Here is an 11,591-nt window from a genome sequence, read left to right as displayed (position 1 = left end):
TGTACTAGAACACGTTACAAAACTGGCGTCCCGAACGCCAGCGATTCGCACCACATCCAGCACATGTCCCATATTCGCAGCACACAGACACCGGTTCTCGACATGAACGAGAACCTGTTCTAGTCTCAGAAGTAAATTCTGCGTTGAGCAGATAACTACCGGTTAGCAAAACAACCAGGCAGGAGCAGGGCCGGAGATGACGCGAGAAGTGACCGAACGGGTCGAAGCGCTATTGCCCACGCTGCGCGCCCGCGCACAGGAAGCCGAAGATCTTCGGCAGATCCCCGACGAGTCCATCAAGGACCTGCAGGAAGCCGGGTTCTTCCGGCTGCTGCAGCCGAAGCAGTGGGGCGGCCACGCCGCCGACCCGGTCGTCTTCTACGACACCGTCCGCAAGATCGCCAGCGCCTGCGGTTCCACCGGCTGGGTCGCCGGAATCATCGGCGTGCACAACTGGCATATCGCCCTCTTCGGCCAGGAGGCCCAGGAAGAGGTATGGGGCGAGAACACCGATGTGCGGATCTCGTCCTCTTATGCGCCGATGGGCGCGGGGACCGTGGTCGACGGCGGTTACATGGTCAGTGGCTCGTGGGCCTGGTCGTCGGGCTCGGGACATGCCGACTGGACCTTCGTCGGCGGCCCGGTGATCAAGAACGGCAAGCCGGTCGATTTCGGCAGCTTCCTGATTCCGCGGTCGGAATACGAGATCGACGATGTCTGGAACGTAGTCGGACTGCGCGGCACCGGGTCGAACACCCTCGTGGTCAAGGATGTGTTCGTCCCCACGCACCGCTTCCTGAGCTACAAGACCATGAACGACCTGAAGTCGCCCGGTCTGGAGCGCAACACCGATCCGGTGTACAAGATGCCGTGGGGCACCATCCACCCCACCACCATCTCGGCGCCGATCGTCGGTATGGCCTACGGCGCCTACGAAGCGCATGTCGAGCACCAGGGCAAGCGGCTGCGCGCGGCCTACGCGGGCGAGAAGGCCAAGGAAGATCCGTTCACCAAGGTGCGGATCGCCGAGGCGTCCAGCGATATCGATGCCGCGTGGCGGCAGCTGTCGGGCAATGTCGCCGACGAGTACGCGCTGCTGCTGGAGGGTAAGGAGATCCCGTTCGACCTGCGGGTCCGCGCCCGGCGCGATCAGGTCCGCGCCACCGGCCGGGCCATCGCCTCGATCGACAAACTGTTCGAGAGCTCCGGCGCCACCGCCCTGGTCAACGGCACCCCGCTGCAGCGCTTCTGGCGTGACGCGCACGCCGGCCGGGTGCACGCCTCCAACGATCCCGAGCGGGCCTACGTCATGTACGGCACGCACGAGTTCGGACTCCCGGTTTCCGACGGGATGGTGTGATGACCTCGACCGCCGAACTCACCCACGAGTCGACCTCGAAGTTCGCGCAGGTCCGGCCGGATCTGAAACTGCACTATCACGAGGCCGGCGTCGGTAACGGTCCCACCATCGTGCTGCTGCACGGCGGCGGGCCCGGCGCCTCGTCGTGGTCGAATTTCTCCCGCAATATCCCGGTGCTGGCCCGCGATTTCCATGTGATCGCGGTGGACCAGCCCGGCTACGGGCAGTCCGATAAGCCGACCGAGCATCCGCAGTACTTCGTGCACAGCTCCTCGGCGCTGAAAGACCTGCTGGACACCCTGGAGATCACCGGCCGCGTCCACCTGCTGGGCAATTCGCTCGGCGGCGGCGCCGCGGTGCGGTTCGCACTCGACTACCCCGACCGCGCCGGGAAACTGATCCTGATGGGTCCCGGCGGGTTGAGCAGCAACCTGTTCGCCCCCGACCCCACCGAGGGCGTCAAACTGCTCGGCAAATTCAATATGGAACCGACCCGGGAGAACCTCGAGGCGTTCCTGCGGATCATGGTGTTCGATCAATCCCTGGTCACCGAGGAATTGATCGACGAACGGTTCGCCTCCGCCAGCACTCCCGAAGCGCTGGCCGCCACGCGTGCCATGGGCAAATCCTTCGCGAGCGCAGATTTCGAAAAGGGCATGCTCTGGCGCGACGCTTATAAGCTCCGCCAGCCGGTTCTGCTGATCTGGGGCCGCGAAGACCGGGTTAACCCGCTGGACGGGGCCCTGGTGGCGCTGAAGAACATCCCGCGGGCTCAGCTGCACGTCTTCGGCGGTTGCGGGCACTGGGCGCAGCTGGAAAAGTTCGCCGAGTTCAACCGGCTGGCAACCGATTTCCTGAGCGGCGTCAAGGAGAAGTAGCGATGAGTATCAAGGCACTCGGATATATGCGCATCCAAGCCACCGATATGGCGGCGTGGCGCGAGTTCGGGCTGAAGGTGCTCGGCATGATGGAGGGCGACGGCGCGAACCCCGACGCGCTCTACCTGCGGATGGACGATTTCGCCGCACGTCTGGTGATCGAGCCGGGCGATTCGGACCGCCTGCTGGTCTCCGGCTGGGAGGTCACCGACGGGCCGGCGCTGCAACGGCTGCGGGAGGCGCTGGACAAGGCCGGTGTGAGCTTCGAGGAAGGCACCAAGGAGGAGCTCGCGGAGCGCCGCGTCGAGGGCATGATCCGGTTCCGGGATCCCTCCGAGAACACCCTCGAAGCGTTCTACGGTGCGCAGTACCTCGGCCGCCGGTTCGTCAGCCCCTACGGCCACAAATTCGTCACCGCCGAACAGGGCCTGGGGCATGTGGTGCTGACCTGCACCGACGACGCCGCGGCGCAGGCGTTCTACCAGGACGTACTGGGATTCCGGCTGCGTGATTCGATGCGGTTGCCGCCCGAGCTGGTGGGGCGGCCGTCCGACGGGGATCCGGCCTGGCTGCGGTTCTACGGCTGCAACCCCCGCCATCACGCGCTGGCGTTCATGCCGCTGCCCAACCCGACCGGGATCGTGCACCTCATGGTCGAGGTGGAGAACTCCGACGATGTCGGCCTGTGCCTGGACCGGGCGATGCGCAAGAAGGTGAAGATGTCGGCCACCCTCGGCCGCCATATCAACGACAAGATGCTGTCGTTCTATATGAAGACCCCGGGCGGTTTCGATGTCGAATTCGGCTGCGAGGGACTGGAAGTCGAAGACGAGAAATGGACAGCCCGGGAATCCACCGCGGTGAGCCTGTGGGGCCACGATTTCTCGGTGGGTTTCAAGTGATCTCCGGCCGTGCCCGGTGCGATACTCGCACCGGGCACGGCTGATATCCGGCGCTCCGCACGCCGGCAGTACCAGGTACGAGGCGAGGACGGTATGAACGTGACGGCACCAGCGGACCCGGCGGACGGCGCGACCGAAGCAGCGGCCGATCAGCCCACCATCGACCCGCGGCAGTTCCGCAATATCCTGGGGCAGTTCTGCACCGGTATCACGGTCATCACCACCTTCACCGGCGAGAACACCCCGATCGGCTTCGCCTGCCAGTCCTTCGCCGCGCTCTCCCTCGACCCACCGCTGGTCCTGTTCTGCCCGACCAAAGGCTCCCGTTCCTGGGCGGCCATCGAGGACAACGGTCGCTTCTGTGTGAACGTGCTCGCCGAGGAACAGCAATCCGTCTGCGCGAAGTTCGGCTCCCGCGAACCCGATAAGTTCGGCGGAACCGACTGGCACACTTCAGAACTCGGGCTCCCACGGCTCGACAATTCCTTGGCCACCATCGAATGCTCGGTGGACCGGGTGGTGGACGGCGGCGACCACTACATAGTCATCGGCCGCGTCGAGGGTATGACCGAAACCGCCGCGACCACGAACGGCCGCCCCCTGCTGTTCTACCGCGGCCAATACACCGCCATCGAACCGGAGAAGACCACCCCGGCCCCGTGGCGCGCCGACCTGGACCACTTCCTCACCACCACCACGCTGGACACCTGGCTCTAGCCAGACGGCCTGAAGTCGCTGGGCGGTGTCAGCGGTTCCGGCCGATCCACTGATGCGGCTGCCCGGTAACCGCGACCACACATTCGAAATCCCGGTCGCGGTGCAACAGCGTCAGTCCGCGCAATTCAGCCGTGGCGGCGACCACGAGATCCACCGGACCGGCACTGCGGTGTTCGCCGCGAGCCGTCAGCAGGCTCTGCACCTCCCAGGCCCGGGTGTAGGCCCGGTCATCGACGGGCTCCCAGCCGAACAGTGTGCGCATATCCGCGATCAACCGCTCCCGGTCGGCTGTGGACCGGGCACCGAAGAAGAACTCGAGTTCGACGATGGGACATACCGCTAAAAGCCCGGCCGCGGCGGCGCCGAACCAGCTCGCAGTCTCCGGGTCCCGACGAACGAGGGGTACCAGCGCACTGGTGTCGATCAGAAACTCGGCGGCACTCACCGCCGATAGTTCCGCTTGTCCGCGAACAACTCCAGATCGACCGCGCCCGCAGCCGCCGCGTCCTGTAGCCGAGTCAACGCCAATGCCCGCCGGCGTGTTTCGAGAACATCGCGGAGCGCGGCATTGACTGTTTCTTTCTTTGTGCCGGTCCCGAGCGCTTTGGAAACCTCGGCCAGCAGTTCATCGTCGAGATCGATCACGGTCCTGGCCACAAAACCACCTCCGGGATATCAGGTCGTATGTCGATGATATCACGATGGATATACAGCCCAGTGGCGATCGAGACCGCACCGGACGGTAGGCGCCGACCGTGCCATCGGACCGACCGCCCCACGCACCGCCCACTCGGACACGACAGGTGCGCCCGTCGGCCAGTTCGAGAGCCCGGGGTTCGGATTCCGGACTCACACTCGCGTGGCGGCGAATCCCGAACCGGCTCGTTCGATCACCTCGTCCAGCACCTCACGGGAGCGGAGAAGGTCGGCGATCATCCGGTTGATCCGATCACGCTCTACCTCCAGCTCACCGACCAGCTCGGGTGTCGCCGATTCGTTCCCGCCGCCGTCGGTATCCCGCATACAGGGCAGAATCTGCGCGATCTTCTTGCTGCACAACCCGGCCGCGAACAACTCCTGGATATGAATCACCCGGTCCACCGCCTGTTCCGGGTAGTCACGGTGTCCGCCCGGCGTCCGGTCAGCGATAAGCATCCGCTGCTCCTCGTAGTAGCGCAGTGATCGTTCACTGACACCCGTACGCTGCGCCAGCTCCCCGATCCGCATACTCACCTCGCAGTTCCGCCCTGGGACTTGAAACTCACATCAATGTCAGGTCTTACCGTACCGCCATGACAACCACAGCAACCGGCGTTCTATTCACCCCGGCCCACCTCGGCGACCTCGAACTGTCGAACCGCCTGGTCATGGCACCGCTGACCCGTAACCGGGCCGAAGCCGACGGCACCCCGTCGAACCTGATGACGACCTACTACACCCAGCGAGCAGGCGCGGGGCTGATCATTGCCGAGGCCGCCACCCCGAACCAAGTGGGCCAGACGTACGCCAACATTCCCGGCATCCACCGCGCCGAGCACATCCGAGGCTGGCGGCGCGTCACCGACGCTGTGCACGGGGCCGGGGGTCATATGTTCCTGCAGCTCCAGCACGGCGGCCGGGTCGGCCATCCCGATAACAGCGGCCTGGTGCCGGTTGCCCCGTCGCCGGTCCCACTACCCGAAACGATCCACACACCGACCGGTCGTCAAGAGGCTGTCATCCCCAGGGAACTGACAATCGACGAGATCCACTCGACCGTAGACGATTTCGTTGCCGCCGCACGCAACGCTGTCGCCGCCGGTTTCGCCGGGGTGGAGGTGCACAGCGCGAACGGCTACTTACTGCATCAGTTCCTGGCCCCGAACACCAACCGGCGTACCGATGCCTACGGCGGTTCGGTCGAGAACCGGATCCGTTTCACTGTCGAAGTCGTCGAGGCGGTGGCCGCGGCCATCGGGCCCGAGCGGGTCGGGCTGCGTATTTCGCCCGCGAACCCGGCCAACGGGATCGAAGAAGACGATACCGCGGTCATCTATCCGGCACTTGTCACCGCGCTCGCCGACTCGAACCTCGCCTACCTGCATATCGTCCAAATCGATCCCGGCGATCCACTTCTGCGGCGGCTCCGGGAGATCTGGCCCGGCATTCTGATAACCAATCCAGCGAAATCGGGCGATACCCGCGACCCCGGCACCATCGTGCGGGAGGCCGAACGCCTGCTGGCCGCCGGAGCCGACCTCATCGCCCTGGGACGCGCCTTCCTGGCCAACCCGGACCTGGTGCAGCGCCTCAGTATCGGCGCTCCCCTGAACGAGATACGTGACACTCACCTGATGTACGTGGGCGGCCCAGAAGGCTACATCGACTACCCGACTCTCGCGGAGGCCGGGCGAACAGGCAGATCGACGCCGCACTTGCCGACCCCTTCGCCGGTATCGGCAAGCCGGAGCCGCTGAAGCATCAGCTCTCGGCACCGACGACGGGCGCCCGAGCCGGCGTCGGCCGTGCTCCTGCACAACAGGCCTCGGGTCATTTATCATGTATACATGACTACGCGCCAAGTGAGTGTGTCGCTTACGGCGACCACCTTGAATCGCCTCGAACGGCTGCGACACAAAATGCACCGATCACGGTCAGAGATCATCGCGGAAGCTGTCGAGGAATACGTCAAGCGCCAGGAAGGACCACCGCCACTGCCAACTTTCGACATGGAACCGATGGACCTTCCGGAGCAGAAGCGAACCATGGTCGAATCCATGCAGCGCCGGGCAGGCAAGCGATGATCATCGTCGCGGACACGTCGGCCCTGATGGCAGTCTTCGCGCGCCGCGACCCCGACCACGAGCGGTGCGCGGAATTCTTCAACACCGCAGGCCGGGACTTCATTTACTCCCCGCTGGTCATGACGGAACTCGACCACTTGATCCGCGCCCGCACCAACAACTTCTCCATCGCGCAAGCCGCACTCCGAGCGCTGGTCGACAGAGTGACCAAATCGTACGACGAGTTCGCCCCTCTCGGCTTGGACGATTTCACCCAAGCCGCAGATATACGGGACAAGTACGCCGCTATGGAACTCGATCTCGCGGACGCCCTCGGCGTCGTTCTGGCTGCGCGGTACGAAACAAACCGAATCTTCACCCTGGACGAGAGCGACTTCCGACGTTTATCGCCACTGGACAGGCACAGCTACTTCGAAATCCTGCCGACCGACAATCCCTCCTGAGACCGGTAGCGCTCCATCGTTTCGCCGCCGGTGCTGCCCGGACCGACTCGACAACCTCACCGGCCGCGCCCAAGCCGTTTCATGCAGATCAGACGTCTTCCGCCCGGCCTCCTCGAACGGCAGTGCGGCCGGTGGAACCCTCGACGACGGGCTGTTCACCCGCCGCGCTCCGGCCCGCCCGGCGGCCGGAGAAAATACAGTCCGACAGCGAAAGGCCACTGACGTAGGAGTTCACGCAGATCCCAGCGGCCGTCCGGCCGGCGGCGTACAGGCCCGGAATGTTTCCGCCGGCGGCGTCCTTGACCGCACCCGTGTCCTCGTCGACCTTCAAGCCGCCGACGGTGAACATCGGGCACGGGTTGGTCAGGCTGGGCTTGATCGAGACGTCCAGCAACCAGTACGGCCCGGCACCGACCGGGCGGACATATTCGGCGGGTTTACCCACCGGATCCGGTGCGCCGGTGGCGTAGGCGCTGTTGTGCGCCGCCACCGTTTCCCGCAGTCCGACGGGGTCGATACCCGCGGCGGCGGCCACCGCGTCCAGGGTCTTGCCGCGTTTGGCCTTGCGCCGCATGACCTCGAACTGCATCCGCTGGAACCAGGCGGCCTGCGGTCCGATCTGCGAAAGAGCGGTGCGCATCAATGCGTCGTCGGCGAGCAGCCAGCCGGTACCGTCGTGCCGGTTGATGAGTGCGTCACCGACCGCGGCACCGTAGCGCGTCTCGTCGATGACCCGCTGCCCTTTTCCGTCGACGAGCAGCGCTCCGGCGAATGAACTCGGCGGCAGCAGGAACCGCCAGGCCGAGACGTTTCCCATCCGGTCGGTGGCGGCCCCGACACCGCGGCCGAGCTCGATACCGCTGCCGTCGTCGCCGGAACTGCCCAGTGCGAGCCCGTTCTTGTACGCGGGGGCGTAGGCGTGCAGCATTTCCCGGTTGGCGATGAACCCGCCCGCGGTCAGCACCACACCGCGCCGGGCCAGCACCCGGATGGTGGTGCCGTATCGCCGGTCGAGGCGGGCGAGCTGCTTTTCCAGGGCACGGCGCAGGGGCGGGTAGTAGATACCCGGTTTGGCGGCGACCGCGGCCATCCGCGTATAGCGCGTACGGACCCGGGCGGGCGCGTCGCGCAGGGTGCGGCATTCGACGCCGACCACCGCGCCGGTGTCGTCGGTGACAAGCGCGGTGGCCGTGGTCAGGGATTCGACCCGTACACCCTTGTTCTCCGCCGAGCGAGCCAGCGGCGCGAACAGCTTCTTACCCGAGGTGCCCCACCCCTTGACGCGGTGGCCGCGCTGCCGCGGGGTGATATCGGCGAAGGCTCCGGAGATCTCGCTACCGGAGTAGTAGAGGTAGTAGTCGTTGTTCGGGTAGGAGGTTTTGTACGGGCACAGCGATGCCTCGAACGGCACACCGTGCCCGGTCAGCCAGTCGATCATGGCCGGGCTGCCCTCGACGAACCGGCGCAGCGTGGCCGGGGAGACCGCGTCGCCGACCTCGCGCTCCAGATAGGCCAGCATCAGCTCCGAGGTGTCCTCGACACCGCCCGCGCGCTGCACCCAGGTCCCGCCACCCGCGTAGATGATGCCACCGGACAGCGATGTCGCTCCCCCACCGGTGAACCGGTCCAGGACGAGGACCTCGGCACCGTCCTCGGTGGCCTGTAGAGCCGTCGCGGCTCCGGCCGCTCCGTAGCCGACGACCACCACGTCCGCGGTCTGGTCCCAATCCTGCGCCATCTATCCAACTCCATCGGAAACTGAAACGAGTTTCTCAGCCGTCGGCAAGTCTTCTGCCACACAACATAGACCAACAGCGCCCTCATTCTATAACGTGTTCTACATGAACGATCGGGAATACGATGTGGTGGTGGTCGGCAGCGGCGCCGCCGGGATGACCGCCGCCCTCACCGCCGCGCACAACGGGCTGAGTGTGGTGCTCCTGGAGAAGGCGCCGTACTACGGCGGATCCACCGCACGCTCCGGCGGCGGGGTATGGATCCCCGGCAACAAGGCGCTGCGCGAGTCGGGTGGTCCCGACGACCGCGAGGAAGCCCGCAGGTATCTGCACAGCATCATCGGCGACGTGGTGCCCGCCGAGCGCATCGACACCTATATCGACCGCGGCGCCGAAGCCATGGACTTCGTCCTCGCACACTCTCCCCTGAAGATGACCTGGGTAAAGGGGTACTCCGACTACTACCCCGAAGCTCCCGGCGGCCGGGCCGGCGGACGTTCCTGTGAGCCGAAACCCTTCAACGCCAAAATCCTCGGCGAAGAGCGGTTCAATATCCATCCGCCCTACTCCAAGGCTCCGCTGAACGTGGCGGTCACCCAGGCCGACTTCGTCCGCCTGAATCTGATCCGCCGCCATCCGAAGGGCATGCTGCGGGCCCTGCGGGTCGGCGCACGAACCTACTGGGCCAAGTTCACGAACAAGCATCTGATGGTGATGGGCCAGGCGATCATCGCCGGAATGCGCAAGGGGCTCATGGACGCGAATGTGCCCCTGTTGCTCGACACCCCGATGACCAAGCTAATTATCGAAGACGGCAAGGTCACCGGAGTTGAGGCCACTCATAACGGCGAGACAGTTCGCTTCACCGCCCGCCACGGCGTGGTACTCGGCAGCGGCGGATTCGAACACAATGCCGAGATGCGCTCGAAGTACCAGCGGGAGCCGATCACCACTGAGTGGACAACCGGTGCGGCCACCAATACCGGTGATGGCATCGTCGCCGGTATGGACGCGGGTGCGGCTATCGGATTCATGGAAGACGCGTGGTGGGGCCCGACCATCTTCAAGGGCGGTAAGCCCTGGTTCGCCCTGTCCGAGCGCAACCTGCCCGGTTCGATCATGATCAATCCGCAGGGTGAGCGGTTCGGGAACGAATCCGCTCCCTACGTCGAAGCCGTGCACACCATGTACGGCGGCGAGTACGGGCAGGGCGAGGGGCCCGGTGAGAACATCCCCACCTGGCTCGTGTTCGACCAGCGCTACCGGAACCGCTATATGTTCGCCAGCCTGCAGCCGGGCCTGAAGTTCCCCTCCCGCTGGATGGAGAACGATCTCATCGTCAAGGCCGCCACTCTGCAGGAGCTGGCCGAGAAGATCGGGGTCCCCGCCGATAAGCTCGCCGCCACCGTCGAACGGTTCAACTCGTTCGCCGAAACCGGCAAAGACGAGGACTACCACCGCGGCGACAGCCAGTATGACCGCTACTACGGCGACCCGACCGTCAAACCCAACCCCTGCCTCGCCGCCCTGGTACAGGGCCCGTTCTACGCGGCCAAGATGGTGCCCGGCGACCTGGGCACCAAGGGCGGACTGGTCGCCGATACCGCCGCCCGCGTGCTCCGCGAAGACGGCAGCCCGATCGACGGTCTCTACGCCTCCGGCAATGTCTCCACTCCGGTGATGGGCCACACCTACGCCGGCCCCGGCGCCACCATCGGCCCGGCGATCGCTTTCGGCTATCTGGCGGTCCACGACATCATCGAACGTAAGAAGACCGGGTCCGCCGCCTGAGGCGAGGAGAGAAGTTATGCCCATCGATCCACAAGTCGCGCTCGGTGCGGAACTGCCGAGCAAGGAATTCTCCTGGAACGCGTCCGATATCGCGCTCTACCACCTCGGTATCGGCGCGGGCCACCGCTGGACCGACCCCGCCGAACTGCGCTACCTCGACGACCGGGAGCCGCAGGTCCTGCCCACCTTCGCCACCGTCGCGCACACCCTGCGTGATACCGAGCCACCGAAGGTGAAGTTCCCCGGCGTCGATATCGACCTGGCAAAGGTGGTGCACGGAGCACAGGAGATCCAGGTGCACCGGCCGCTGCCCGCCTCGGGTAAAGCGACCCGTACGGGCCGGATCAGCGAACTCTGGGACAAGGGTTCGAACGCGGTGATCGTGCAGGAATTCACCATCACCGGCTCCGACGGGGAAGCGCTGTGGACCGAACGGTCCTCGATCTTCGCCCGTGGTGAAGGCGGATTCGGCGGTGAACGCGGTCCCAGCAGTAAAGCCGAACTCCCCGACCGGGAACCGGATTTCGATGTCACCACCGCGACCCTGCCGCAGCAGGCGCTGCTCTACCGCCTCTGCGGTGATCGCAACCCGCTGCATTCCGATCCCGAGTTCGCCAAGGGCGCGGGCTTTCCCGCGCCGATCCTGCACGGGCTGTGCACATACGGGATCGTCTGCAAAACCGCCACCGATACGGTGCTGGAGTCGGCGGCGAAACGGGTCACCGGGTTCAAGGCGCGGTTCGCGGGCGTGCTGTTCCCCGGCGAAACGCTGCGGTCGCGGATCTGGCAGGAACCGGGCCGGTTGACCGTCAGCGCTACGGCCGTGGAACGCGAGAACGCCCCGGTGCTGGGAGATGTGGTGCTCACCTACGCCGAGTAGGTGATTCCGTACGTAGCGTGGCCGGCGACCTCACCGAAGGTAGCCGGCCACGCGCTTTCCAGGTATCCGGTGCCCCCGCCCCTTCGACGCCTACGATGGCG

13 protein-coding genes are annotated in these 11,591 nt (G+C 65.5%); 9 read left to right on the top strand and 4 right to left on the bottom strand.

Features of this window, described 5'->3' with window-relative positions:
- The first annotated feature begins 196 nt into the window (after nt 1–196).
- The 4 genes from hsaA (at nt 197) to hsaB (ending at nt 3,857) form a co-directional block, all read left to right on the top strand.
- Nucleotides 197–1,360 carry a 3-hydroxy-9,10-secoandrosta-1,3,5(10)-triene-9,17-dione monooxygenase oxygenase subunit gene (gene hsaA, locus ABZ827_RS18050; RefSeq protein ID WP_357237905.1) on the top strand — a complete coding sequence of 388 codons (1,164 nt, stop codon included), beginning with the start codon at nt 197–199 and terminating at the stop codon, nt 1,358–1,360.
- Nucleotides 1,360–2,238, top strand: coding sequence for a 4,5:9,10-diseco-3-hydroxy-5,9,17-trioxoandrosta-1(10),2-diene-4-oate hydrolase (hsaD, locus tag ABZ827_RS18045; RefSeq protein WP_357237904.1), 879 nt, complete (start codon nt 1,360–1,362; stop codon nt 2,236–2,238). The genes hsaA and hsaD overlap by 1 nt, the downstream gene beginning before the upstream one ends.
- A 2-nt stretch (nt 2,239–2,240) precedes the next feature.
- Nucleotides 2,241–3,140, top strand: coding sequence for an iron-dependent extradiol dioxygenase HsaC (gene hsaC / locus ABZ827_RS18040; RefSeq protein WP_357237903.1), 900 nt, complete (start codon nt 2,241–2,243; stop codon nt 3,138–3,140).
- Nucleotides 3,141–3,239: 99 nt separating this feature from the next.
- Nucleotides 3,240–3,857 carry a 3-hydroxy-9,10-secoandrosta-1,3,5(10)-triene-9,17-dione monooxygenase reductase subunit gene (gene hsaB / locus ABZ827_RS18035; RefSeq protein WP_357237902.1) on the top strand — a complete coding sequence of 206 codons (618 nt, stop codon included), beginning with the start codon at nt 3,240–3,242 and terminating at the stop codon, nt 3,855–3,857.
- Between the two features lie 28 nt (nt 3,858–3,885).
- Here the strand turns inward: hsaB and ABZ827_RS18030 are convergent, their stop codons facing one another.
- From ABZ827_RS18030 to ABZ827_RS18020, 3 genes are all read right to left on the bottom strand, one after another.
- The gene (locus tag ABZ827_RS18030; protein WP_357237901.1) at nt 3,886–4,302 is read right to left on the bottom strand and encodes a PIN domain nuclease; all 417 of its coding nucleotides are present in this window, start codon (nt 4,300–4,302) and stop codon (nt 3,886–3,888) included.
- The gene (locus ABZ827_RS18025) at nt 4,299–4,514 is read right to left on the bottom strand and encodes a type II toxin-antitoxin system VapB family antitoxin (protein WP_357237900.1); all 216 of its coding nucleotides are present in this window, start codon (nt 4,512–4,514) and stop codon (nt 4,299–4,301) included. The genes ABZ827_RS18030 and ABZ827_RS18025 overlap by 4 nt, the downstream gene beginning before the upstream one ends.
- 192 nt (nt 4,515–4,706) lie before the next feature.
- Nucleotides 4,707–5,084, bottom strand: coding sequence for a MerR family transcriptional regulator (locus ABZ827_RS18020; RefSeq protein ID WP_357238004.1), 378 nt, complete (start codon nt 5,082–5,084; stop codon nt 4,707–4,709).
- A gap of 65 nt (nt 5,085–5,149) precedes the next feature.
- Here ABZ827_RS18020 and ABZ827_RS18015 point away from each other — a divergent pair, with 65 nt between their 5' ends.
- From ABZ827_RS18015 to ABZ827_RS18005, 3 genes are all read left to right on the top strand, one after another.
- On the top strand, nt 5,150–6,313 hold the full coding sequence (locus ABZ827_RS18015) for an alkene reductase (protein WP_357237899.1): 1,164 nt from the start codon (nt 5,150–5,152) through the stop codon (nt 6,311–6,313).
- Nucleotides 6,314–6,403: 90 nt separating this feature from the next.
- Nucleotides 6,404–6,640: a ribbon-helix-helix protein, CopG family gene (locus ABZ827_RS18010; RefSeq protein WP_357237898.1), complete on the top strand. Its 237-nt coding sequence runs from the start codon at nt 6,404–6,406 to the stop codon at nt 6,638–6,640.
- Nucleotides 6,637–7,083 (top strand): PIN domain-containing protein, encoded by a 447-nt coding sequence (locus tag ABZ827_RS18005; protein ID WP_357237897.1) that lies wholly within the window; start codon nt 6,637–6,639, stop codon nt 7,081–7,083. Before ABZ827_RS18010 ends, ABZ827_RS18005 begins: the two co-directional genes overlap by 4 nt.
- Before the next feature lie 88 nt (nt 7,084–7,171).
- Here the strand turns inward: ABZ827_RS18005 and ABZ827_RS18000 are convergent, their stop codons facing one another.
- Nucleotides 7,172–8,821 carry an FAD-binding protein gene (locus tag ABZ827_RS18000; protein WP_357237896.1) on the bottom strand — a complete coding sequence of 550 codons (1,650 nt, stop codon included), beginning with the start codon at nt 8,819–8,821 and terminating at the stop codon, nt 7,172–7,174.
- A 94-nt stretch (nt 8,822–8,915) separates the two neighbouring features.
- On the opposite strand from ABZ827_RS18000, the gene kstD reads away from it, so the two are divergent.
- Nucleotides 8,916–10,610: a 3-oxosteroid 1-dehydrogenase gene (gene kstD / locus ABZ827_RS17995; protein ID WP_357237895.1), complete on the top strand. Its 1,695-nt coding sequence runs from the start codon at nt 8,916–8,918 to the stop codon at nt 10,608–10,610.
- A 16-nt stretch (nt 10,611–10,626) separates the two neighbouring features.
- The gene (locus ABZ827_RS17990; RefSeq protein WP_357237894.1) at nt 10,627–11,490 is read left to right on the top strand and encodes a MaoC/PaaZ C-terminal domain-containing protein; all 864 of its coding nucleotides are present in this window, start codon (nt 10,627–10,629) and stop codon (nt 11,488–11,490) included.
- Nucleotides 11,491–11,591: the final 101 nt, after the last annotated feature.

It is taken from the genome of Nocardia sp. NPDC019395 (genome assembly GCF_040632335.1).
GTDB lineage: Bacteria > Actinomycetota > Actinomycetes > Mycobacteriales > Mycobacteriaceae > Nocardia.
This window is presented reverse-complemented; position numbering and strand designations above follow the sequence as displayed.

Coding starts and splice junctions, on each gene's coding strand:
- hsaA (WP_357237905.1), top strand. CDS start 197: ATGACGCGAGAAGTGACCGAACGGGTCGAAGCGCTATTGCCCACGCTG.
- hsaD (WP_357237904.1), top strand. CDS start 1,360: ATGACCTCGACCGCCGAACTCACCCACGAGTCGACCTCGAAGTTCGCG.
- hsaC (WP_357237903.1), top strand. CDS start 2,241: ATGAGTATCAAGGCACTCGGATATATGCGCATCCAAGCCACCGATATG.
- ABZ827_RS18020 (WP_357238004.1), bottom strand. CDS start 5,084: ATGCGGATCGGGGAGCTGGCGCAGCGTACGGGTGTCAGTGAACGATCA.
- ABZ827_RS18015 (WP_357237899.1), top strand. CDS start 5,150: ATGACAACCACAGCAACCGGCGTTCTATTCACCCCGGCCCACCTCGGC.
- ABZ827_RS18010 (WP_357237898.1), top strand. CDS start 6,404: ATGACTACGCGCCAAGTGAGTGTGTCGCTTACGGCGACCACCTTGAAT.
- ABZ827_RS18005 (WP_357237897.1), top strand. CDS start 6,637: ATGATCATCGTCGCGGACACGTCGGCCCTGATGGCAGTCTTCGCGCGC.
- ABZ827_RS18000 (WP_357237896.1), bottom strand. CDS start 8,821: ATGGCGCAGGATTGGGACCAGACCGCGGACGTGGTGGTCGTCGGCTAC.
- ABZ827_RS17990 (WP_357237894.1), top strand. CDS start 10,627: ATGCCCATCGATCCACAAGTCGCGCTCGGTGCGGAACTGCCGAGCAAG.